The sequence below is a fragment of the Lysinibacillus sp. FSL K6-3209 genome (assembly GCF_037976175.1).
GTDB classification, from domain to species: Bacteria; Bacillota; Bacilli; order Bacillales_A; family Planococcaceae; genus Lysinibacillus; species Lysinibacillus sphaericus_D.
On record NZ_CP150264.1, the window covers coordinates 810,939 to 834,632 of the forward strand.

General features: G+C 37.4%; 20 protein-coding genes and 1 pseudogene. 18 read left to right on the forward strand and 3 right to left on the reverse strand.

The annotated features are described in order from the left end of the window. The first annotated feature begins 4 nt into the window (after positions 1-4). From MHH88_RS03840 to MHH88_RS03880, 9 genes and pseudogenes are all read left to right on the forward strand, one after another. A complete protein-coding gene (locus tag MHH88_RS03840) occupies positions 5-775 on the forward strand; it encodes an ABC transporter ATP-binding protein (protein WP_069510505.1) in 771 nt (256 codons plus the stop codon). Between the two features lie 12 nt (positions 776-787). Further along, complete coding sequence (srtB, locus tag MHH88_RS03845; protein WP_339261629.1) at positions 788-1,561, forward strand: class B sortase; 774 nt, start codon at positions 788-790, stop codon at positions 1,559-1,561. A 283-nt stretch (positions 1,562-1,844) separates the two neighbouring features. After that, on the forward strand, positions 1,845-2,372 hold the full coding sequence (locus MHH88_RS03850) for a YceI family protein (RefSeq protein ID WP_024362561.1): 528 nt from the start codon (positions 1,845-1,847) through the stop codon (positions 2,370-2,372). 353 nt (positions 2,373-2,725) lie between these two features. Further along, entirely contained in the window at positions 2,726-3,652 is a 927-nt protein-coding gene (locus tag MHH88_RS03855) for an NAD-dependent epimerase/dehydratase family protein (RefSeq protein WP_069510495.1), read from the forward strand. A 212-nt stretch (positions 3,653-3,864) separates the two neighbouring features. After that, entirely contained in the window at positions 3,865-5,142 is a 1,278-nt protein-coding gene (locus tag MHH88_RS03860) for an ATP-binding protein (protein WP_339261630.1), read from the forward strand. After that, entirely contained in the window at positions 5,139-5,714 is a 576-nt protein-coding gene (locus MHH88_RS03865; RefSeq protein WP_103977368.1) for an RloB family protein, read from the forward strand. Before MHH88_RS03860 ends, MHH88_RS03865 begins: the two co-directional genes overlap by 4 nt. Positions 5,715-5,959: 245 nt before the next feature. Beyond that, entirely contained in the window at positions 5,960-6,730 is a 771-nt protein-coding gene (locus tag MHH88_RS03870) for an ABC transporter ATP-binding protein (protein ID WP_339261631.1), read from the forward strand. 15 nt (positions 6,731-6,745) lie between these two features. After that, on the forward strand, positions 6,746-7,699 hold the full coding sequence (locus MHH88_RS03875; protein WP_339261632.1) for an ABC transporter substrate-binding protein: 954 nt from the start codon (positions 6,746-6,748) through the stop codon (positions 7,697-7,699). Between the two features lie 13 nt (positions 7,700-7,712). Continuing rightward, positions 7,713-8,467, forward strand: a pseudogene (locus MHH88_RS03880) (ABC transporter permease). 38 nt (positions 8,468-8,505) lie between these two features. On the opposite strand, the gene MHH88_RS03885 reads toward MHH88_RS03880, so the two are convergent. Beyond that, positions 8,506-8,946 (reverse strand): helix-turn-helix domain-containing protein, encoded by a 441-nt coding sequence (locus MHH88_RS03885; protein WP_069510485.1) that lies wholly within the window; start codon positions 8,944-8,946, stop codon positions 8,506-8,508. Positions 8,947-9,071: 125 nt separating this feature from the next. On the opposite strand from MHH88_RS03885, the gene MHH88_RS03890 reads away from it, so the two are divergent. From MHH88_RS03890 to ssuE, 6 genes are all read left to right on the forward strand, one after another. Continuing rightward, on the forward strand, positions 9,072-9,590 hold the full coding sequence (locus MHH88_RS03890; protein ID WP_339261633.1) for a DUF4242 domain-containing protein: 519 nt from the start codon (positions 9,072-9,074) through the stop codon (positions 9,588-9,590). A gap of 18 nt (positions 9,591-9,608) precedes the next feature. Further along, positions 9,609-10,667, forward strand: coding sequence for an acyl-CoA dehydrogenase family protein (locus MHH88_RS03895; RefSeq protein ID WP_339261634.1), 1,059 nt, complete (start codon positions 9,609-9,611; stop codon positions 10,665-10,667). A 153-nt stretch (positions 10,668-10,820) separates the two neighbouring features. Beyond that, positions 10,821-12,887 (forward strand): catalase, encoded by a 2,067-nt coding sequence (locus MHH88_RS03900; RefSeq protein ID WP_339261635.1) that lies wholly within the window; start codon positions 10,821-10,823, stop codon positions 12,885-12,887. Between the two features lie 175 nt (positions 12,888-13,062). Continuing rightward, positions 13,063-14,262, forward strand: a complete 1,200-nt coding sequence (locus MHH88_RS03905; RefSeq protein ID WP_339261636.1) for a polysaccharide deacetylase family protein — start codon at positions 13,063-13,065, stop codon at positions 14,260-14,262. Positions 14,263-14,428: 166 nt separating this feature from the next. Continuing rightward, positions 14,429-15,766 (forward strand): dihydrolipoyl dehydrogenase, encoded by a 1,338-nt coding sequence (gene lpdA, locus MHH88_RS03910; protein WP_339261637.1) that lies wholly within the window; start codon positions 14,429-14,431, stop codon positions 15,764-15,766. Positions 15,767-16,054: 288 nt separating this feature from the next. Then, complete coding sequence (gene ssuE / locus MHH88_RS03915) at positions 16,055-16,588, forward strand: NADPH-dependent FMN reductase (RefSeq protein WP_339261638.1); 534 nt, start codon at positions 16,055-16,057, stop codon at positions 16,586-16,588. 150 nt (positions 16,589-16,738) lie between these two features. On the opposite strand, the gene MHH88_RS03920 is transcribed toward ssuE, so the two are convergent. Further along, positions 16,739-16,903 carry a hypothetical protein gene (locus tag MHH88_RS03920; protein WP_162832713.1) on the reverse strand — a complete coding sequence of 55 codons (165 nt, stop codon included), beginning with the start codon at positions 16,901-16,903 and terminating at the stop codon, positions 16,739-16,741. A 222-nt stretch (positions 16,904-17,125) separates the two neighbouring features. Between MHH88_RS03920 and MHH88_RS03925 the strand changes: the two genes are divergently transcribed. Continuing rightward, on the forward strand, positions 17,126-18,514 hold the full coding sequence (locus tag MHH88_RS03925; protein ID WP_339261639.1) for an aldehyde dehydrogenase: 1,389 nt from the start codon (positions 17,126-17,128) through the stop codon (positions 18,512-18,514). Positions 18,515-18,556: 42 nt separating this feature from the next. Here MHH88_RS03925 and MHH88_RS03930 read toward each other — a convergent pair whose 3' ends face one another. Next, positions 18,557-20,134, reverse strand: coding sequence for an ATP-binding protein (locus MHH88_RS03930; RefSeq protein ID WP_339261640.1), 1,578 nt, complete (start codon positions 20,132-20,134; stop codon positions 18,557-18,559). A gap of 278 nt (positions 20,135-20,412) precedes the next feature. Here MHH88_RS03930 and MHH88_RS03935 point away from each other — a divergent pair, with 278 nt between their 5' ends. Both MHH88_RS03935 and MHH88_RS03940 read left to right on the forward strand, forming a co-directional pair. Then, on the forward strand, positions 20,413-21,879 hold the full coding sequence (locus MHH88_RS03935) for a UDP-N-acetylmuramoyl-L-alanyl-D-glutamate--2,6-diaminopimelate ligase (RefSeq protein ID WP_069510466.1): 1,467 nt from the start codon (positions 20,413-20,415) through the stop codon (positions 21,877-21,879). A 181-nt stretch (positions 21,880-22,060) separates the two neighbouring features. Then, a complete protein-coding gene (locus MHH88_RS03940) occupies positions 22,061-23,638 on the forward strand; it encodes a peptide chain release factor 3 (protein ID WP_069510464.1) in 1,578 nt (525 codons plus the stop codon). Positions 23,639-23,694 lie beyond the last annotated feature (56 nt).

The window sequence follows — 23,694 nt, forward strand, 5'->3', positions numbered from 1 at the left end:
AAATATGGAAATACAAGATATTATCGTTTCCCATGATAATACACGCAATCATTTAGATGGTGTCTCAACGCAGATTCAAAAAGGTAAAATTACGACGATTATTGGTCCAAATGGCTGTGGGAAGTCGACTTTACTTAGTGTAATGTCTCGCAATCATATGCCGAAATCAGGGAATGTTTCTTTGGAAAATAAGGATTTAGTCCAGTATAAGCCTAAAGAGTTTGCGAAAAAGCTTGCGATTGTTTATCAACAAAATGATGTACCGAAAGATTTAACGATTGAAAAGTTAGTGAGTTTTGGGCGTCTGCCACATCATACAATATTAAAACGCAATGACGAGGATGATAAGAAAGCGATTGATTGGGCTTTGTCTTGTACGAATTTACTAGAAAAACGAGACAATGATTTAGTGGCTTTATCGGGTGGGGAAAGACAGCGCGTATGGATTGCAATGGCATTAGCTCAACAATCTGAAATATTGTGTTTGGATGAGCCGACGACGTACTTAGATATTTATTATCAAATGGAGCTATTAGAACTAGTAAAAGCTTTAAATAAGGATTATGGTCTAACAATTGTTATGGTGCTTCATGATATTAATCAGGCGATACGCTATAGTGATCATATTATTTTGATGAAGGATGGGCATATTATGGCAGAGGGAGCCCCACGTAATGTCATTACAAAGGAAGTCATAAAAGAAGTATATGGTGTTGAAGCAATCTTCAATGAGGATGAACAGCTTGGCCTTTATATGGTACCAGTAGGTATTTAAGTTGGTGGAACGATGAAAAAATGGACATCTAAACTATTAACAGTTATATATATTGCAATATTTTTATATTCTGGTTTTACTCTTGTAAAGTATCTCTACACCTATTATGAGTCTTCAAAGTCTTTAAAGGAAGTACAAATGCTATATGCCGAAACGTTGGCAACTATCCAAGAAGATGATGATAAGGCAAACACGACTGAGGAAATAAAATCAAAGTATACGATAAGACCTCAATTTCACGATTTATTAGCTGTAAATAAGCGCATTGTAGGTTGGATTGCTATAGATGATACAAAGCTCAACAATCCCATTTTACAAGCGGAAGATAATGATTTTTTTCTAACACATAATTTTAAAAATCGTGAAAGTCGTGCAGGTAGCATCTTTATGGACTATCGTAATGATGCACTCGATATTAGTCGCAATACTATTTTGTATGGTCATGCCATGAAAGATGGGACGATGTTTGGTAGTTTGAAAAATTACTTAAAACAAGACTATGCGGATGCACATCGTACAATTTATCTGGATACCTTATATGAAGGTTATGATGTGGAAGTATTTGCAGCTTATGAAACAACGATTGATTTTTATTATATTGAAACTGAATTTAAGACAGATAAGGATTTTATTCGCTTTATTGGGGAAGTTCAAAAGCACTCTGAAATTGATTTGAATGTAGCTGTTGGACCAGATGATAAAATTGTAACGCTGTCTACATGTAAAGATTCTGTCATGAGTGATGACCATCGATTTGTTGTGCAAGGGAAATTGGTCAAAAGGTAACTTGCTTCAGCAAGAAGTCCGCTACATCGACAAATTGGAAAAACAAGAACGATGTCGAAAATAATGAAAATAAATTACTTGACGTAAATTAATTATTAATATATAGTAAGTTACATAAAGTAATTGATTACTTTTCGTAACGTAAAATTATTTAAGTGGTAATCAAAGTAACTACATATGTTTAGCTCATTTATTTTTGGGTAACATAATTAGTGTAGTTACTTCATATTTTAACATATATCTCGAATTCGAGATATAAAACAAACAATTGGAGGAATTTAAAATGGCAAAATGGAATATCGATTTAGGACACTCAGCAATTAACTTTCAAGTAAAACACATGATGGTATCAAAAGTAAAAGGCGTATTCGATAGTTATTCAGCTGATATCGAAGCAGCGGATCTTGCGGATTTAACAACAGCAAACATTACTATTACAATTGATGCAGCAAGCATTAACACACGTAGTGAAGACCGTGATAATCACTTAAAAGCGGGAGATTTCTTTGATACAGACAGCTATCCAAACATAACGTTTAAATCAACAAGCATTACAAAAAAATCTGCTGATGAGTATGCGTTAACTGGTGATTTAACAATTAAAGATGTAACGAAATCAGTAACATTCGATACTGAATTTAACGGTAAAGGTACAAATCCATGGGGTCAGGAAGTTTATGGCTTCGAGGCAGAAACAACAATTAACCGTGAAGATTTCGGTTTAACTTGGAATGCTGCTTTAGAAACTGGTGGCGTTCTTGTAGGCAAAGATATTAAAATTTCAGTTGAACTAGAAGTGAACCCTGCTTAACCTAAATATATTAACTACAATCCGCTCGACTTTTACAGGCAAGTGATGAGGAACGGAGCTAAACGCTTCCGTTTGGCGCTCATGGCTTGCTTGAAAGTCAGAGCGGATTTTTTATTTCAGCAGTGTTGTTATCTTCATTGATTGCTATTCCATAGAGTAGTTCGTTTCATTATTGTCATTTATTTTACTAAAAGTAGAATAAGTCTAACAGTTTCTCTATTAGGACGACAACCTCGATAAAAGAAATATGTAATCTCATTGATAGTCTGTTAAAATAATCCAGTGATATGTTACTTGCATATTTTTAGCAATTAATGCATATAAAACATCATATTGTTTTTGGGGGCGATGGGATGAATGTATTAGTGACAGGTGGCTATGGTTTTATTGGCAGTGCTGTGGCAAGACGATTTTTTGAGGAAGGCGCCAATATTTATATAATTGATAATTTGAGTACGGGACATCTACGAAACATTGATTTTGAGCATAAATCGTACTTATTAAATGTTGAGGATGAAGTTTGCGAGCACTTCTTTAAGGAAGTTGCATTCGATGTAGTGATTCACTGTGCAGCGCAAACGAGTGTTCAACTTTCAATACAGGAGCCAATGAAGGATATTTTAACGAACATTGTAGGGCTTAGCCAGATGCTCTTCTTTTCGTCAAAATACAAGGTGAAACATTTTGTCTTTGCCTCTTCTGCGGCGGTATATGGTAATAGTCATTATCCGCCACTAGAGGAAACGGATGTAAGTGAGCCTATTTCAATGTATGGCTTAAATAAAAGTATTGGGGAAACATATTGTGAAAAGTGGCAACGTGATTATCGTTTACCAACATTAATTTACCGTTTTGCCAATGTCTTTGGACCTAGACAGCGTATGCAAGGAGAGGCTGCAGTTATTCCTAGTATGTTAAAAAGTAGTCTGGAAAGTAAGCCCTTTACTATTTATGGTGATGGAGAACAGACACGTGATTTCATCTATGTTGATGATATAGCAGATGCTATTTATGCTGGAGTAGAAGCTAGACTGCAAGGTATCTACAATGTCTCAACCAATGAAGCATGGTCACTTCATCAAGTTATATTATTATTACAACATTTAAATCACCCATTAGAGATACAGTATGCTCCTGCAAGAGAAGGAGATATAGAACATTCATTTTTAAATAATGAAAAACTGACGAAGGCGATTGGTTGGAAGCCCAAACATTCATTTGCAGAAGGCATCGAATTGACAATACAAGCTCTACAAAATGAAAAAATTGTTGAAATTTAAAGTTGGATTACTCAAGTATTTCTATAACTATATTGAGTCTGTGTTCGAAATATCGAGCACAGGCTTTTTGTTACGTGCCAGTCACCTAAACAAAGACAAACAATTCTGAATATTTTCGGCGCTTGGCTTAAAATTGGGAACAGCCTTTTTATTCTGACTATAGTATAATTATTGTTTAAAGGAATGTGGTGGAATGGAACGGGGGCTATCGTATGCTAGTAGATTTTAGAGTAAAAAATTGCTTAAGTTACAAAGACGAGACACTATTTTCAATGGTTGCAGGGAGTCGAATTCGAAAATTAAAGGATACACACACGATGACGATGGATTCATTAAGACTTGTGAAAAGTGCCTTTATATTTGGATCGAATGGCAGTGGCAAATCCAATTTATTTGCTACGCTAAAAATATTACGCTCATTGTTGTTTAACTTTGAAAATCTAAATAATGTTAAGCAACTGCGATTACCCTACCAACCATTTAAGCTTGGGGGACAGCATGATAAGCCAACAGAATTCGTGATTTCGTTATTTCTAGAAGGCTCACTTTATGATTATGAGGTGCAATATAACGCCGAGCAAGTTCTGTATGAGCGACTTACAAAAACTACGAAAGCGATAAATGAGGTACTCTTTGTTAGACGGTGGGAAGGAACAGAATACGTGTATGAAACTGCACAAAGTACAGCAGTTGAACTGACAAACTATACGCGGAATAATACTGCATTTTTATCGGTGTTAAATGTCTTTAATAACGCAGATGCTAAAATAATTTTTGATTGGTTTTTACATAAAATTTTATTTTTAGATGAGGTACAACATTTAGCCAGCCACCCGCTTATTCGCAAACTGGAAGAGGACGATTTTAAGAGAGAGGTCATGAAAATATTGAAAATTGCTGACTTTTCTATTCAAGATGTGACAGCACGCCGTGTTGAACGCAGAGAAAAAAATACAATAGGCTATGACAGCGATACACAAGATATTATTCATGAAGTTGATATAGATTTGCATTATCTATCGTTTAATGAAGCTGGAGCGCCGATCGGCACGGAGTCAATCAATTGGACGATGGATTCTAAAGGCACTATTAGATTGTTGCATTTAGCATGTGTCATAGTAGATGCATACAATAAAGGGAAGACGATTTTTATAGATGAATTTGACACAGCTTTTCATGTATCCATTTGTGAATTTTTAATGACCATTATGAACAGTGAGCGCAATACTAATAATCAATTTGTTGTAACAAGCCATGAAATTAATTTACTTGATGAGCCATTACGTACTGACCAAATCTGGTTTGTCAACAAAAGCTTTAAAAATGAATCTGAATTATACTCCTTATTTGATTTTGCTGATTTGCAGAAAAAACGAGCGGATATTTCATATGCGAAGCGTTATTTAAAGGGTGAGTTCGGAGCAACACCAGTTATTAATGAATACTTATCAACTCAATATCTACGTGAAGTGGAGGTATCTGAGCAGTGAGAGTACGTCAGCAGGGGAATCGAACAGTCCGTAAAACGATTTTAATTTATTGTGAGGGAGAAACGGAGCGTATTTACTTTGAGCAATTACGTATATTAAAACGCTCTAAAATGGTGAGTGTAAAGATAAAAAACGTTAAGCGTTCTGCCATTAAGTTAGCTCAACATGCTTTTCGTGATTCAAGCTACCAATATTTTGATGAAGTATGGGTTGTTTTCGATAAGGATGATTTAACAGAGAAACAGTTAGAGGAAGTCAATGTTTTCTGTGAGGAAAAAGATATCCATATTGCTTATACGAATGAAGCATTTGAATTATGGTTATTGTTGCATTTCGAAGTAGTGGATGTTTCAGAAAAATATCCTCGTGCGGTTTTAAATAACAAAATGGAAGAGCATCTTGGGGTAACGCAATATTTCCGTCATAAGGCGGACGAGTCAATTATTGCTCCGATTGCACTACGACATGAGGTAGCAATTCGAAATTGTTCGAAAATGATGTCATTTCGCAATACAGAAAGTCGTGAGAATCCTTATTGCAATATCCATGACATGATTCAATACATATTTTAAAAGAACAGGTGTCCCTTTTGTTATAGGGTCGAAGCTATCTTCTATAGGATGATGATTACAGGTATTCTACTTTAAAATAGAATACCTGTTTTTTTATTGAGCTGATCGAGGGAGGTGCGAATTGTCGGAATACAAATATTTTTCTTGAAATTAGGTTGAAATTTTAAACTGAGTATAATAAAATAACTTAAAACATATTAAACCTAGTAAAATTATAAAGATTAAAATGAGGTGACAATAGCATTATGACAGCACCGTTAATTTCTATTCAACAGGTAAGTAAAGCATTTGCTGAGCAGACAGTGCTCCATCAAATTTCATTGGATATACAAAAGGGAGAAGTTATAGCCATCTTAGGAAAAAGTGGCTGTGGCAAGAGTACACTATTGAATTTAGTAGGTGGATTTGAACAGCCAACTACGGGACAAGTATTGCTAGAAAGTCAGGTTGTAACAAAGGCGAGCAAACGCTGTATGATGCTGATGCAAAATTACGGGTTACTCCCTTGGCGCTCGGTACAAAAAAATGTGGAACTCGCATTAGAAGGAGAAGCGCTATCTAAAGTTGAACGACAGCAACGGGCACAGTATTATTTGAAGCTTGTTGGCTTAGAAAATCGACTAACGGCTTTACCGAGTGAATTATCAGGGGGTATGCAACAGCGGGTTGCGATAGCACGTGCACTAGCAATTCGCCCAGAGGTTATTTTAATGGATGAACCATTTGCTGCACTCGATACTTTTACACGCTATTACTTACAGAACGAGCTACTTGCCATCCAAAAAAATGAGCAGACAACAATCTTACTGGTCACCCACGATATAGACGAAGCCATTTACTTAGCTGATCGCATTTTTATTATGAGTCCAAATCCGGGGCGCATTCATCGAGAGCTGTATATTCGAAGTGCTAAACCACGAGATCGTTCAGATGCAGAATTTCAATATTTCCGCGAGATAATTTTCAATGAATTTCAGTTTACCCATCCGCAAGATACGATTGAATATAACATTTAAAATGGAGGATAAAAAATGAAGAAGAAATTAGGCATCTTGCTATTCGTGTTCATGCTATTGTTAACGCTTGCGGCATGCGGGACGGATGATAAAAGTACAGCATCGCAAGCAGAGAGCAATAAAAAAGTTGTGAAGATTGGCTATTTACCAATTACCCATGCAGCACCGCTATATATGCAAACAGATAAAACCTACAAAGGATATGCCATTGAGCTCGTTAAATTTGGGTCATGGCCAGAGCTAATGGATGCTTTAAATACCGGTAAAATTGATGGCGCATCAGTGCTTATTCAGTTGGCAATGAAGGCAAAGGAACAGGGGATTGACTTAAAGGCTGTCGCTTTAGGGCATCGAGATGGCAATGTGATCGTGACAGCACCAACGATCAAAAAAGTAAAGGATTTAAAAGGTCAAAGTTTTGCAATTCCTAATAAATACTCTACACATAATATTTTATTGTACCGCATGTTACAGCAAGCAGGATTAAAGTATGAGGATGTCAATGTCGTAGAACTACCCCCTGCAGAAATGCCAGCTGCGCTTGCAGAAGGTCGTATAGCAGGATATGTAGTAGCAGAGCCCTTTGGTGCGATTTCTGTGGCGCTTGAAAAAGGCAAGGTATTATTTCAATCAGAGGAACTATGGCCGGATTCAATCGATTGCGGATTAGTACTTCGCCAAGCATTTATCGAAGAAAATAAAGATATTGCCCAACAATTCGTCAAGGATTACGCCGATGCTGGAGAGCTGATGAATGAGGGAGGAGACCATGCACATGAGGTAGTGGCAAAATATATTAAAGTCGACAAGGATGTATTAGATTTATCGTTAAATTGGATTTCGTATCATAACTTGAAAATTGAAGCGGATGCGTATGCCATTTTAAGAGATTCATTAATTGAGATGGGTTTATCCGAAAACCCGCCAAGCTATGAGGAATTTGTTGATACGACATTATTGGAAGAATAGTAGGTGCATACGTATGAAAAAAATAGGACCTATTTTACTTGGATTTATATTATTGATAGCAGTTTGGCAGCTCGTCTCGATTATGGGGGGCATGATGCCGCATTATTTCCTCCGCCATTCGCTGTTTTGAATGCACTACTAATGACCATCAAAGATGGGTCGATATTCGACCATATACAAATTAGCTTATTGCGTTTTTTTAGTGGCTATTTATTAGCGGTTGTGGTGGCTGTTATTATCGGCTTAGTTGTCGGAAGGTTAGGGGGAATTTGGGCAGTATTAGATCCAATTGTGCAAGTACTACGCCCTGTTTCACCCATTGCTTGGTCACCTTTTATCGTGCTCTGGTTCGGCATTGGTAATATGCCCGCCATCGTTATTATTTTTATTGCCGCATTTTTCCCCGTGCTATTATCCACGGTGGCTGCAGTGAAAAAAGTTGATGCTACTTACTTACGGATTGCAGCTAATTTCGAAATGTCTCATTTTAATTTATTGCGAAAAATTGTATTTCCGGCGGCATTTCCTATGATTGCAAATGGTCTACATATGGCGTTAGGTAGTGCATGGATTTTTCTAGTTGCTGGGGAAATGGTAGGAGCGCAATCCGGGCTTGGCTTTTTAATAGTGGATGCACGAAATTCACTTAGTCTTGATTTAGTTATGGCAGCGATTATTGTAATTGGTGTACTGGGTTTGCTACTCGATAAATTGATTCGTTATTTTGAACGTTGGGTTGCGAAAATTTGGGGTGGACAAAGTGCTTAGATCTATGTAAAGCGTAGAAAAAGAGCTAGTCCAATGAATCATTGGTTAGCTCCGTTTTGAATAGCACGTATTTGAATAGTGTCAATGCGTTCACCAGTTGTTTTGGAATAGTACCCAATTTCCACACGGTCACCTGATTGTGCATCGACAATTTCTTTATAGCAAGGATCCAAATGCTCACTGCCCCATAAAATCATCGCGTTAAAAACGGATTCCAATGCCTTTCCTGATTCCGTTAAAGAATAGGCGTAGCGTGGTGGATGGGCTGAATAGAGTGTAGAAGCGACAAGACCTGCTTCTTCTAAAGATTTTAAACGAGCGGACAATAAATTTGCAGAAAGGCCTGGCAAATTTAACTTAATGTCATTAAAGTTTGTTTGACCAATCAATAGCTCATGTAAAATGAGCAATGTCCAACGATCACCGATAATGTTTAAAGTTTGTGCAATATTGCATGGTAAATCATAACGTGTTTTCATAGCGTTCCCTCCAAGCAGTAGTGTAGCACAAATTATAATTTTTAGTAAATTCAGTTGTTTTTATTAAGTAAGTATAATAAAATAACTCATGTAAAGAAAAAACAAACTATTCGGAGGTATTTACTATGAGTTTATTTTTGGTAGAATCAACAGTAAGTGAAGTATCAAACAAAGAGCAATTTGCAGCACTAGTAGAGCGTGTAGGGCAAGCACAAGCTGTAACTGTAATTGAAGTACAAGTGGCGAAGGATTTTAGCCGCGCATACTTTATCTTGGAAGCGCATGAAGAAGCGCAAGCCACACGCGCACTAACTGCGCAAAACATTCAAACAGATTTAGTCAAAGAAGTTCGTCTAGTTGGAAAAGAGCTTGATGAGGTTAAAACAAATCAAGAAGTCGTGAACTATTTAGTTGAATGGGAAATACCAGCAGAAATTACAATGGATCAATATTTGGCACGTAAAAAGAAAAATTCAGTGCATTATGAAGAAGTACCAGAAGTACATTTTTCTCGCACATATGTATGCGAAGATATGACGAAATGCTTGTGCTTCTATGATGCACCAGATGAAGCCGCTGTAAAACGTGCCCGTGAGGCAGTGCAAACACCGATCACATCGTTAACTGAATTAGCTGATAAGTAGAGGATAGGAGTGGAAACCATGGCAGTAGATGAAGTAGTCTTACAAGCGTTGATTGAAGAAAAATTAAAACCGTTTGTAAAAAAGATTGATGAGGAAGCTTATTATGCGGAGGATTTTTTATTGGCACTCGGCAAGGCAGGATTTTTTGCTTCAACACAAAAGAATGAGCAAACAGTGCTACTAGATGAGCTAACGATTGTACAAGAGACGGCGAAAGTTTGTATGACAACTGCATTTTGCCTATGGTGCCACCTTGCTGCTTTAACTTATCTACGTAAAACGGACAATGAAACATTACGGACAAAGATTTTACCATTACTTGAACGCGGGGAAGTGCTTGGTGCAACGGGTCTATCGAATCCGATGAAGTATTATGCTGGTCTAGAAAAGCTACATTTAACAGCAGCGCGTGTCGATGGGGGCTATGTTGTAAATGGTATTTTACCCGCTGTTTCAAACTTAGGAGTAAACCACTGGTTTGGTGCAATTGCTCATAACGGTGAGCAAGAAGTGATGGTTTTCGTAAATACGGATCATGAGCGTATTACACTAAAGGAAAAAAATCACTTCCTAGGCGTGAATGGTAGTGCGACGTATACTTGTAAGTTTGATAATGTCTTTGTTGGGGATGACTATGTAGTAGCACAAGAAGCAAGCACATTCGTGGATGGTATTCGCCCAACATTTGTCCTGTATCAAATTCCACTTGGCTTTGGAGTAGTAGCGGCTGCGATTGAAGGCATAGAAAAGGTCAAGGCCAAGCAAAATGGCTGCAATGAATATTTGCAGGTGCAAGCCGATGAACTTACAGAAAAACTACAACATTTACAAGCATTACTGCAAACTTTAGTACAATCAGGCGACGTTACTTTACAAGCGATTTGCCAAATTCGATTGCAAGGCGTATATCAAACATTAGCAGCAGTTCAAGCTAATATGCTACATAATGGTTCTGCGGGCTATATTGCTGGAAGTACACCATCACGCAAGCTGCGCGAGGCATATTTCTTAGCGAATTTAACGCCAACCGTTAGACAGCTTGAAAAGATGACGCAGAAAGCAAAGGGAGCGAAATAGACAATTTATCAACCTTGACTAGCATTATAGCTAGCCAAGGTTTTTCTTTGCACTTAGTGCATTGCATCTAGCAGCATTTTCGAAGCATGTTTATTTTAGAAAAACATACAGTGGATATAGAGCGTAATTAGTAATAGTAGGAAAGGGGATTGCGTGGATAAGTCCAATTCAAATCAAAACAAGGATTTAACCGAAAATGTGAAGGATCAACAACTAGATGCATTTCGTGTCAATAACGATGGAACGAAGATGACGACTAATCAGGGATTAAAAGTATCCAATGATGAAGACTCGTTAAAAGCCGGTGTGCGTGGACCGACCATTATGGAGGATTTTCATTTTCGGGAAAAAATGACGCATTTTGACCACGAGCGGATTCCCGAAAGAGTCGTGCATGCGCGAGGCTTTGCAGCACACGGAGAGTTTGAGCTATATGAGTCGATGAAAGAGTATACAAGAGCAAAATTTTTACAAGAGCCTGGAAAAAAGATACCCGTATTTGTTCGCTTTTCAACAGTAGTAGGGAGTTTAGGCTCAATGGATACTGCGCGTGATGTGCGAGGATTTGCCACGAAATTTTATACTGAGGAAGGCAATTATGATTTAGTCGGCAATAATATTCCTGTGTTTTTTATTCAGGATGCGATTAAGTTTCCTGATTTAATTCATGCTGTAAAACCTGAACCTCATAATGATATGCCCCAAGCAGCATCTGCCCATGATACGTTTTGGGATTTTGTCGCTAATAATCAAGAAATTGCCCATATGATTATGTGGGTTATGTCTGATCGAGCAATTCCTAGAAGTTTTCGGATGATGGAAGGTTTTGGTGTGCATACGTTCCGATTTGTAAATGATAAAGGTCGGTCGAGGTTTGTAAAATTTCATTGGAAACCTGTACTAGGTGTACATTCACTTGTTTGGGACGAAGCGCAAATTATTGGTGGCAAAGATTCCGATTTTCAACGACGAGATTTATGGGAATCGATTGAAATTGGAGATTATCCAGAGTATGAGCTTGGCGTCCAGATGATTGAACCGGAGGAAGAGTTTAGATTCGATTTCGATATTTTGGACGCAACGAAATTATGGCCAGAAGAGCTAGTCCCTGTAAAAAGAATTGGCAAAATGACTTTAAACCGCAATGTGGACAATGTTTTTGCAGAAACAGAGCAAGTAGCGTTTCACCCAGGAAATGTAGTACCAGGAATTGATTTTACGAATGACCCACTGCTACAAGGGCGTTTGTTTTCATATATTGATACACAGCTTCTTCGTTTAGGTGGACCGAACTTTGCTGAGATTCCGATTAATAGACCCGTTTGCCCAATTCATAATAATCAACGCAATGGCTTCAGTCGCCAGACGATTAATATGGGCAAGGTTAGTTATCATAAAAATTCGCTCGCAGACAATACACCTTCAACCTCTACAGCAAAAGAAGGTGGATTTGTGCATTATGAACAAAAGGTTGAAGGACGAATTACAAGAGCGCGTAGTAAATCCTTCGATGATCATTTTTCACAAGCTCGACTATTTTGGAATAGCATGTCGCCTCCTGAAAAACAACATATTATTGATGCCTTTAGCTTCGAGGTAGGTAAGGTTAAAAGTAAATCGGTGCGACAGCAAGTTGTGGATATGTTTGTCCATGTAGATAAAGCGATGGCTATAACGATTGCGGATAATGTTGGCGTCAATCGACCAACAGGTGAGCAATCTAAGATTACAGCATCATCGCCTGCCCTAAGTCAGGCAAATACAGTAAAACTGCCTCAAACACTTAAAGTTGGGGTATTGATTGGTGATGGCTTTGATGCCAATGAGGTTGGGGAAGTGCTGAAATATTTAACAAGGCAGGGGGTTCGTTATAGCATAATATCGGATAGACTCGGTGTCGTAACTGCAAATAATGGTGTGCAGTTAATAGCAAGTGAAACATTTATTACGACAGATGCAGTACTTTTTGACTCCCTGTATGTTGTGGGTGTTCGAGCAGATAATCAAGCAAAGTTTAACACCTATATCGTCAATTATATTAATGAGGCATACCGACATTACAAACCAATCGGGATTGCTGCAACAGGCACGACATTTTTTAATATGTCGAATGCGAACGTTGGTCCAGGCATCGTGTTAGCAACTGGAAATGCAGGATTTGCTAAAAAATTTGTCGATGCTATTGCCCAACAACGTTTTTGGCAACGTAATATTTATTGATCTGAAGTCGTTTTAGGGAACGCACTGCTCTAACGTACCACAACAACATAGCAAAAAAGTGTTAGATTGATGAAGGTCAATCTAACACTTTTTCTCTTTTGTCCTAGTCTCTTTCAGTCTTTCATTATATCGTATATACTTGTATGGACTATATTTTGAGAGAGGGACCAATTTTATGAAGTGCATAAGGAAAATAATAATATTTTTTGTTGTGCTTGTCTGCTTCTTCATAGCTACATCAGATGAGGCTTTTGCAACACAGGCGACAAAATTTTACGAATCTAGTAATGCCAAAGGAGTTACAGTCATTAACTATCATTCGTTTGGGGATTACAAGGAAATAGCAAATATTAATATTACAGAAAAGCTCTTTCGTGAGCAACTGAAGATGCTAAAGGATAATGGCTATACAACAATTACGGAGGAGCAGCTTGTCGCTTATTTACAAGGCCACGGTCGTATTCCAGAGAAATCTGTATTTTTAACGATAGATGATGGCTATGAAAGCGTTTATAAGATAGCTTATCCTATTTTAAAAGAAATGGGCATGCAAGCAACATTATTTGTTATTGCCAATGACGTAGAAATAGGCTTCAGAAAAAATGTACCAATGGCAAATTGGCAGCAAATTAAGGAAATGTCCGACTCTGGCATTATTCATATCGGCAACCATACATATGATTTACATTGGCGTGGTAAAAATGACACGGCAAAACATGAGGCCATGATACTTAATCAAAAGAAAAATGGAGAGCCCCTTACAAATGAGGAGCGTCGACGATACATTCAAGAGGATGTTACAAAGGCGCATCAATTAATCGAAAAATATACAGGGAAAGCACCAAAATCCTTTGCTTACCCATATGGTGTGTATGATCGAATTGCAGAGCAAGCTGTAAAAGAAGCGGGTTATACAATCGATTATTCTACACAAGGTGGTTATAATCTATTTGGTCAAGGAACCGTCCATATTAAACGAATTGACTCTAGCAATCGTGTATCGGCAAATGAGTTAAAAAAGATTTTACAAAAATATTTAACACAGGCAGAACAACAATATTATCACCGAGATATTCAAGTGGAGGCAAAAGTTGCAGCAAATAAAGTTATGCTAAAAGCTTGGTTGAAAAGTGATATGAATAAAGGCAAGCTCCATGCTAAAGAAGCGCGTTTTGAGCTTTATAAAATGGTAAATGGAGAACGTCAACTTCAGCGTAACTTTGGCAGTTACAGAGTGGCAGCAAGCACGAATGCACGAGCAATGTCAACAGAAGAAAATATTTCAAATTACGAAGCGGGAGGTTATTCTGTTAAAACAATTCTTATTAAGCAAGACGGAAGTAAAGAAGTTTTCTGGATTAATTTTAATAAATAGAATCGCGGGTAAAGCGCCTTGCATCGCGGGTAAAGTACAGTATTTCGCGGGTAAAGCGCCTTGTATCGCGGGTAAAGTATAGTATTTCGCGGGTAACTCACGTGGACTTATATGTAATTGCATTCAAATTTTGTAAATGTTAAGGTGGTAAATGAGGTGAAAAAAAGTGAAACAATTTGATATTGCAATTATTGGTGCAGGTCCAGGGGGATACGTTGCAGCCATTCATGCAGCTAAAAGTGGGATGAAAGTAGCTTTAGTAGAGCGTGATAAAGTGGGAGGAGCTTGCTATAATGTTGGCTGTATTCCATCGAAAATTTTGTTAGAACATAGTAAGCTCGTGCAGGAGATACAACGAGGCAATGATTGGGGCATTGAAACGCCAGCTTTGAATGTGAATTTCCCACGCTTAATGCAGCGTAAAAATGCTGTTATCCAGGAGCTTTTAGAAAATATTGAACACTTTATCGTGAGCAATCACATTACATTTTATCGTGGTGAGGCGATGGTTGCTGCCGATTTAACGGTAACAGTAAATCAAGAGACCTTTTTAGCGAAGGACATAATTTTAGCAACTGGTAGTAAGCCATTTGTGCCACCATTTAAAGGCTTAGAAAGCGCAACTTATTATACAACGGATACTTTTTTCGATATAGAAGAACTTCCACAGCAGCTAACGATTATCGGTGGTGGTGTTATTGCAGTGGAAATGGCATTTAGCTTGGCACCACTCGGAACGAAAGTAAGAATGTTGAATCATAGTGAAGAAATTTTACAGACAGAAGAACCTGATGCTCGACCAATAATTCGAGAAAAGATGAAAAAACTTGGTATTGAGCTTATTACCTATTTCCAATTTGAGCATTTTAATGGAAATGAAATTCATACATCTAAAGGAATTTATACATACGAGCACTTATTATTTGCTACAGGGCGCCGCCCAAATACGGAAACTGCCCAGCAGCTTGGACTTGATTTTGATGGTCGATTAATTGCTGTAAATAAGCATTATGAAACGAGTCAACCACATATTTATGCCATTGGTGACTTAGTTGGAGGCTACCAGCTAGCTCATGCTGCTAGTGCAGAGGGTATCTATGTTGTAGACCATATTTTAGGGGCAAAACGCACATTGATTGACCAAGAACTAATTCCTCGTTGCGTCTATACACATCCTGAAATTGCGACATTCGGCTTGCTAGAAGATCAAGTTGAACAAGCGTATACTGTGATAAAACTGCCGATTAACACTAATTCAAAAGCGTTAATGGAGGGCAATGACGAAGGCTTTGTTAAGCTTATTGCAACGAAAGAGGAAGGGTATATTTTAGGAGCGTGTGTGGTAGCTGATGGTGCGACCGAAATGCTCAACGCTATTTTAGCGACGAAAAATGCAGGAGGTACCGTAAAAGTACTGGCAGACATGATATTTCCTCATCCAACAGTATCGGAGCATATTGGTGATGCCGCAAAAGCTGTATTTGGGAAAGCGATACATCAATAACATCATAAAGAGTTGTCACATGTTAGTTGTGGCGACTCTTTTATTATTTTCTAAATTCTAATAAAGTTTATTGACTTTGTAAAATATTATGTTAAATTAAGTTTATATGATTACTCGGTATTTAATTGCGCTGACTAGATATCTAGAGGCTTCTATTTTACACAACAATTCTCTTGTTGACTGTAAATAGAAGCCTCTTTGTAGTTTTCAGGAAACAGGGTTTAGTGCAACGTCCATTGCGGCGCTTTGATTTAATTGATTACAAACACGATAAAGGGAGTGTCCTATATGACAAATGTAGTGATTATCAATGGTAGCAATACAAGGAATTCACGTGTAACGGCCATTCAAGAAAAGGTTGAGCGATTTTTTACCGCGCATAGTGTAACAATACACACAAATTATGTACATGAGCTGCCTGCTGATGCGTTAATAACAGCAAACTACGTAAATGATGACATTATAGCAGAAAATAAAAAGGTTGAGGAGGCAGATATTGTAGTCGTTTTAACACCGATTTATAAAGCATCATATACAGGCATCTTAAAAACCTATTTAGATTTATTGCCACAAAAAGCATTGGTTGGGAAAACAGTTTTACCAATAGCAGTTGGTGGTTCAATTGGCCATTTACTTGCGTTAGAATATGCTCTTAAGCCTATATTGGCAGTATTAGGTGCAACAAATATTGCCCATTCCGTATATATTGTCGATAAACAAATTATTCGTCTAGAAAATGGAAACTTTGCCATTGAGGATGATGCAAATAATCGACTAGAAGCTGAACTTAATAAATTACAAAACATTGTAGCGATTAATTAACAATAAAAACGTGTTAGATTGACTGCCATCAATCTAACACGTTTTGCTATGCCGTTGTTGCCTGCATCTTACATTGTGTGCGGTTCTCACAGGAATCACCACTTCTTCTGAGCAGGTTTACGTTCGGCGTCCTTTTTCATTTAGCTGTTATTAATTTATTTCCGGTTCTTCCAGTAACGAGTCTTTATCCGCCGGTGTTGTAGAAAGATATAAAAAAGCCTCATCTTGTAATAACAATAATTTCTCTTCACATATACCGTGCGATAATGCTCCTGAAAAAATGGATTCCCACCAAGTTCCTGTTGTCGTTGTCATTTATCTACGCCCCCGTTTCGATATTTAATATGTAGTTGTATATTTCCCGAGAATCTCAAAATAAAACATGGCATCCTTAGTTACTATTTCTGTTTTTTTACAGCATCACCTATTTCAGAAAGAGGATTTTTGACCTTAAATGTTGTATCGTATAGTCAAAGATAGTTTGTTTCAAAAAAGACAGAACTATGTATCGCATTTTAAAAAAAGGGGTGTTTTTTTATGAATTTTACGCCACAAGATGTTGAAAATATGATTACAGAGCAGCGTCAATTTTATTTTTCTCGCGCTACAAAAGATGTAAAGTTTCGCAAAGAACAATTAATAAAACTAAAGAAAACTATTTTAAAGTATGAAAAAGAAATTTTAAATGCATTGTATTTAGACTTAAGAAAAAGCGAGTTTGAGGCATATGCAACAGAAATAGGTATTGTCCTTGAAAGTATTTCTTATATGGTGAAAAATCTGGAAGAGTGGATGAAGCCTGAAACAGTTAAAACTCCGATTCAACTTCAAATGGGGAAAAGTTTTGTTGTTCGAGAGCCGTATGGCGTCACATTAATTATCGGGCCTTTTAATTATCCATTTCAGCTAGTTATTGAGCCTCTCATTGGCGCAATTATTGGTGGCAATACGGCTATTGTAAAACCATCAGAAACGTCTGTGCATACCGCTAATATCGTGAAAAAAATCATTGAAGAAACATTCGAGCCTTTCTATATTCGTGTTGTAGAAGGAGAAAAGGAAGAAGTGAACGCACTGATTCACGCTTCATTTGACTATATATTCTTTACTGGCAGTGTAGCGGTCGGTAAAGTAGTGGCAAAGGCGGCAGCTGAACGATTAACGCCGATTGCACTTGAACTTGGTGGTAAGAGCCCAGCCATTGTTGACCAAACGGCTAATTTGGAAGTGGCTGCTAAACGTATTGCATGGGGGAAATTCACAAATACTGGTCAAACTTGTGTAGCACCAGACTATTTACTTGTCCATAAAGACGTTTATGATCGATTTATGAAGTTGTTAAAGGATACGATTCGTTCTTTCTACGGAAAAAATGCGCTCAAAAGCCCTGATTACGGTCGCATTGTGAATTTAAGACAATTTGATCGGCTTCAACAAATTTTAGTAGAGGAACGAGACACAATTACATATGGTGGCCGAACAGATCGTGATGACTTATATATTGAGCCAACCATTATTGAATATGTCAAGTGGTCAAGTCCGTCAATGCAAGATGAGCTTTTTGGACCGATTTTACCAGTTATGGTATACGATGATTTGCGTCTTGCTATTCATCAAATTCGTCAACTTCCCAAGCCTTTAGCGGCATATTTTTTCTCAGAACATGAAAAAGCGATTCAATACTTTTTAGATGAGTTGCCATTTGGTGGTGGCTGTATAAATGATACGGTAACTCATGTAGGAAATCAGCATTTGCCATTTGGAGGGGTTGGTCCTTCAGGGGTGAATGCATATCATGGCAAGGCAAGCTTTGAAAATTTTACACATCCAAAATCAATATTAAAAAAATCTTCAAAGCTGGAAACGAATGTTCTTTTTCCGCCATATAAACAAAAGGTTAAGCTTATTCGTACGATCATGAAGTAAAAAAGAAGGAGGTGTCTATCGACTTTAGACACCACCTTCTTTTTAGTTTTCTGCTTGTGGCAGTTTTATTTTAATCGTTGTTCCGCAGTTAATTTTGCTTTCAATCGCAATAGTTCCACCATGTTCCTGAATAATCTTGTTTGTAATGAGCATACCAAGCCCAGTTCCTGTGGATTTAGTTGTATAAAAGGGCTCATAAATACGTTTAATCAATGCCTCTGACATTCCTACCCCATTATCTGTAATTGTCACCATATTCAAACCCTCAGCATCTTTAGCAATGTAAATAATAATTTCTCCATTTGCTGTATGCGCCTCAATCGCTTCAATGGCATTTTTAATAATATTGATGAATACTTGTTTTAGCTGATTTTCATTAGCAAGGATTCGATTATTATCACTGACGATGTGCATTGAAAAAGTGATGTTATGTTTTTGGAATTCAAGGTGAAACAATTGGCTAATGTTATTGATGACTTCATCAATTGATACAACTTTTAATTGTTCGACATGAGGTTTTGACAGCACTAAAAATTCGCCAATAATTAAGTTAATCCGCTCGATTTCAGATTGAATGATTTCCGTATAAGCGTAACATGTGGAGTCTTTTTCCGTACTCATCATTTGTACAAAACCAGAGATAACGGCCATAGGATTGCGGATTTCATGCGCCACCCCCGCAGCGATTTCACCTGCCAATTTAAGCTTTTCTGATTGTAGTAAAAGTTGTTCATTGACCTTTTTATAAGATATATCACGTGAAATAGCAGATACCGCAATCATTTTATTTGTACGATCATAAATAGGTGAAAGTGAAATTTCTACATCAAAAACCGTACCATCCTTTCGCATATCCTGTGTTTCTATCAGCTTAAAGCTTTTTCCTTCTAATAAACTTGCATAGCGTTGTTCCGCCTCTAAAACATTTTCTGGAGGAACAAGAGGGATGGATTTACCAACGCATTCTGCTCTTGTCCAACCGTATACTTCTTCAAAGGCAGGGTTTACATCAATGATACGATTATCTAAACTAAAAACCGCGATGCAATCATTTGCATGCTGAAAAAATAAATGCAAATAGGCTTCTTGTGACAGCAACTCTTGTTTTTTTTGTGAGTTTATTTCATTGAGTCTATACCAAAAATGTTGTAAATGGCGAGATTGAATCCAACCAATAATCGTAAGTAACAATACAACGAAAATAAAGGTTTCGATATACTGAGAATGCCCAATGGAATCAGTAGAAATACGGTGATAAAAAGATAGCGCTATAATTTCCAGTAAAGAAATAATACTAATAAGGGTATTTAGTTTAATCGACTGATAAATCGTTATTAATAATATAAAGAAAATAAAGCATATAAAATTAAGTAAGAAAAAGCTAACGATATTAAGATATATAATAGCCATATTCCCGGATATAATGATTACCCACTGCATTGCTACTGGTTTAATGTTAAAAACTTTTCCGGCTAATAACGGTAGAAACAAAATGAACATCATACCAATTAGTACCTCGAGGCTACTATAAATATTGAGCATAATGAGCACGCTATAGGCAAAAATCGCTGTCACATAAAATAGCAAAACAATTTCATTACGCATACGTAATAATTCCATTTGTTGCAAATTTAGCACCTCAATTTTTAGGATATTCTCATAATACATGATTCATTGTTGTCGATAAATGCCGATTTTTGATAAGATAGGGAAAATTCAGCTTGATTTTTTGAATGATAGCGTTTTCATTTAAAAAACGTTACAGGAGGCATTTCATTTCTAGGCGAATAAGTAGTAAAATAAATTCATTAGATTAGTGGGGGTATTCATATTGTTATTTTTTGTCGAAAAAACAAGAAATGATGAATGAGTGTTGAGATTGATTGGAGGACTATGAAATGTATGCAGAGGAATTGTTAAGTGCATTACCTTTGAAAAAAATAATTGGCGTGTTACCAGACCAAGTGACGGATATTGTGATTGATTCTCGAAGTGTGCAGCCGAACAGCATGTTTGTTTGTATTAAAGGGTACACAGTAGATGGCCATAATTATGCACAAAAAGCTGTTGAGGGTGGTGCAACAATTGTTGTTACGGAACGTGAACTACCATTAGCAGACGCAATTGCACAAGTTATTGTGAAGGATACAGATCGTGCAGTTGGTTTGTTGGCTGCTAAGTTTTTTGACTATCCTTCAAAGGATATGACAATGATTGGTGTAACAGGGACAAATGGTAAAACATCTGTAACAGGTATTATTCAAAATATAATGCACGGCATGGGCGAGAAATCTGCACTATCAGGTACTATAGGCTTTAATTTAAATGGTATTTTATATGAATCTGCAAATACTACGAGCGATGCATTATCGACACAACAAATGATTTTTCGTGCGAAAATGGAAGGCTGTCGTTTAATGACAATGGAGGTATCATCACATGGATTAGCACTTGGCCGTTTGGCAGGTGTCGATTATGATGTTGCTATTTTTACGAATCTTACACATGATCATCTTGATTTCCATGGTACGATGGAGGAATATGGGAATGCAAAAGGCTTATTATTCTCTCAACTTGGACAAGATTTAGAAAAAAATAAATTCGTGGTGTTAAATGCTGATGATGCTTGGTCAGAACGCTATGCTGCAATGACACCATTCCCAGTATGGACTTACGGATTAAACAATGAGACAGCAGATTTTCGTGCCATAAACTGTGAATACCATGATTACATGACTTCATTCGATGTCATTATGCCTGAAGGGATCTTCCCTGTTAAAATGCATTTACTAGGTGAGTTCAATATTTACAATGTTCTTGCTGCGATGGTTGCTTTTTATGGCAGAGGCTATTCAATGGATACGATTATTGAACAAATAGAGCAACTACCACCAGTTAAAGGACGTATGGAAAAAGTCTGCTCCGATTTACCGGTGCAAATTTTTGTCGATTATGCACACACACCGGATGCGATTGAAAAGGCTATTGCAGCAGCTACGCCTTATAAAAAAGGTAAGCTTATTTTCTTAGTGGGTACAGGTGGTAATCGCGATAAATCAAAGCGTCCTGCAATGGCTGAAAAGGCATCAGCAGCAGATTATGTGATCTTAACGACAGATGATCCACGTTATGAGGATTACGATAGTATAACAGGTGATCTTGCAAAAGGAATGTTGCATAAAAATTATGCATGTATCGGAGATAGAGCAGAAGCAGTGCGACATGCAATAGAAGTAGCTGAACCTGGGGATATGATTATTTTTGCTGGTAAAGGCCATGAAGATTATCAAATTATTGAAAATACGAAATATCCACATAGTGATGCTGAAATTGCGATTAAGGCTGGACAATTGAAATTTGTATAAATTTACAATGGAACTTAGCTCAGTGCGACAACATTATGCTGTTTTTTATAGCAATTCATTTATGGAAAACCTTTTAGCTGTGACTAAAGGGTTTTCTTTTTGGGGAATTCATGTAAAAAGGTTGTACGAAAGGCAAGACTTCTTTTATTATTAGTAGGTATGAAAAAAGGAGAATGAAGAGATGACTTCAAATTTAGAAAAAGATATATTAGCACGACGTACGTTCGCCATTATCAGTCACCCAGATGCTGGGAAAACGACGATCACGGAAAAGCTTTTACTTTTTGGCGGTGCCATTCGTGACGCTGGTACGGTAAAAGGTAAGAAAACAGGGAAATTTGCTACATCCGACTGGATGGAAATCGAAAAGCAACGTGGGATTTCGGTCACATCTTCTGTTATGCAGTTTGACTATAGTGGTTCGCGCATCAATATTTTGGACACACCAGGGCACCAAGATTTCTCAGAAGATACGTATCGTACACTAATGGCAGTAGATAGTGCTGTCATGGTTGTAGATGCCGCTAAAGGGATTGAGGCACAGACATTAAAACTATTTAAAGTTTGTAAAATGCGTGGTATTCCTATCTTTACATTTATTAACAAATTAGACCGTCAAGGGAAAGAGCCATTAGAGCTAATTGAAGAGCTTGAAGAGGTGCTTGGTATTCATGCATACCCTATGAACTGGCCAATCGGTATGGGGAAAGAATTCCTTGGTATTTATGACCGTTATAACAAACGTATTGAGCAATTCCGTACAGAAGAGGCGGAGCGATTCTTACCGATCGATGAAAATGGTGAGTTAGCAATTGACCATCCGATGAAAGTAACGTCTTATTACTCACAAGCGATGGATGACATTATGCTTCTTAATGAAGCAGGAAATGCTTATTCAGAGGAAAAAATCCGTCGTGGCGAATTAACACCTGTGTTCTTTGGTTCGGCTTTAACAAACTTTGGGGTGCAGACATTCCTTGAAACTTATTTACATTTTGCTCCAACTCCTCAACCTCGTATTACAGAAGATGAGCAGTATATTGATCCAGTGGAGCATCCAGAGTTTTCAGGCTTTATTTTTAAAATTCAAGCGAATATGAATCCTGCACACCGTGACCGTATTGCCTTTGTACGTATCGTATCGGGTAAATTTGAGCGTGGTATGAATATGACATTATCTCGTACAGGTAAATCTTTTAAAGTGACACAGTCTACACAGTTTCTTGCTGATGACCGTGAAACAGTGGATGAAGCGGTAGCCGGCGATATTATTGGTTTATATGATACGGGCACATATCAAATTGGTGATACAGTCGTAGGTGGCAAGAAAACATTCCAATTTGAAAAATTGCCGCAGTTCACGCCGGAGTTGTTTGTTCGTGTGACGGCGAAAAACGTCATGAAATCTAAGCAATTCCATAAAGGGATATTGCAATTAGTGCAAGAAGGTGCCATTCAATATTACAAAACACTTCATACAGAAGAAGTGATTTTAGGTGCAGTTGGTCAATTACAATTTGAAGTATTTGAACACCGCATGAAAAATGAATACAATGTTGAAGTGAAAATGGAGCCAATTGGTTCAAAAATGGCACGTTGGATTGAAAATGAAGAAGATGTCAAAGAGTCAATGTCTTCAAGTCGTTCAATGCTTGTTAAAGACCGCTTTGACAATCTTGTTTTCCTATTTGAAAATGAGTTTGCTATGCGCTGGTTCGCAGATAAAAACGAAAACATCAAATTATATAGCCTGCTATAAAAAGAAACACGAATCGACAGAGGATCGATTCGTGTTTTTTTACAAGGAAAATAAGA

Excerpts from the sequence above, each read along its gene's own strand:
- MHH88_RS03840 (WP_069510505.1), top strand. The coding sequence starts at position 5 with ATGGAAATACAAGATATTATCGTTTCCCATGATAATACACGCAATCAT.
- srtB (WP_339261629.1), top strand. The coding sequence starts at position 788 with ATGAAAAAATGGACATCTAAACTATTAACAGTTATATATATTGCAATA.
- MHH88_RS03850 (WP_024362561.1), top strand. The coding sequence starts at position 1,845 with ATGGCAAAATGGAATATCGATTTAGGACACTCAGCAATTAACTTTCAA.
- MHH88_RS03855 (WP_069510495.1), top strand. The coding sequence starts at position 2,726 with ATGAATGTATTAGTGACAGGTGGCTATGGTTTTATTGGCAGTGCTGTG.
- MHH88_RS03860 (WP_339261630.1), top strand. The coding sequence starts at position 3,865 with ATGCTAGTAGATTTTAGAGTAAAAAATTGCTTAAGTTACAAAGACGAG.
- MHH88_RS03870 (WP_339261631.1), top strand. The coding sequence starts at position 5,960 with ATGACAGCACCGTTAATTTCTATTCAACAGGTAAGTAAAGCATTTGCT.
- MHH88_RS03875 (WP_339261632.1), top strand. The coding sequence starts at position 6,746 with ATGAAGAAGAAATTAGGCATCTTGCTATTCGTGTTCATGCTATTGTTA.
- MHH88_RS03885 (WP_069510485.1), bottom strand. The coding sequence starts at position 8,946 with ATGAAAACACGTTATGATTTACCATGCAATATTGCACAAACTTTAAAC.
- MHH88_RS03890 (WP_339261633.1), top strand. The coding sequence starts at position 9,072 with ATGAGTTTATTTTTGGTAGAATCAACAGTAAGTGAAGTATCAAACAAA.
- MHH88_RS03895 (WP_339261634.1), top strand. The coding sequence starts at position 9,609 with ATGGCAGTAGATGAAGTAGTCTTACAAGCGTTGATTGAAGAAAAATTA.
- MHH88_RS03905 (WP_339261636.1), top strand. The coding sequence starts at position 13,063 with ATGAAGTGCATAAGGAAAATAATAATATTTTTTGTTGTGCTTGTCTGC.
- ssuE (WP_339261638.1), top strand. The coding sequence starts at position 16,055 with ATGACAAATGTAGTGATTATCAATGGTAGCAATACAAGGAATTCACGT.
- MHH88_RS03920 (WP_162832713.1), bottom strand. The coding sequence starts at position 16,903 with ATGACAACGACAACAGGAACTTGGTGGGAATCCATTTTTTCAGGAGCA.
- MHH88_RS03925 (WP_339261639.1), top strand. The coding sequence starts at position 17,126 with ATGAATTTTACGCCACAAGATGTTGAAAATATGATTACAGAGCAGCGT.
- MHH88_RS03930 (WP_339261640.1), bottom strand. The coding sequence starts at position 20,134 with ATGGAATTATTACGTATGCGTAATGAAATTGTTTTGCTATTTTATGTG.
- MHH88_RS03935 (WP_069510466.1), top strand. The coding sequence starts at position 20,413 with ATGTATGCAGAGGAATTGTTAAGTGCATTACCTTTGAAAAAAATAATT.
- MHH88_RS03940 (WP_069510464.1), top strand. The coding sequence starts at position 22,061 with ATGACTTCAAATTTAGAAAAAGATATATTAGCACGACGTACGTTCGCC.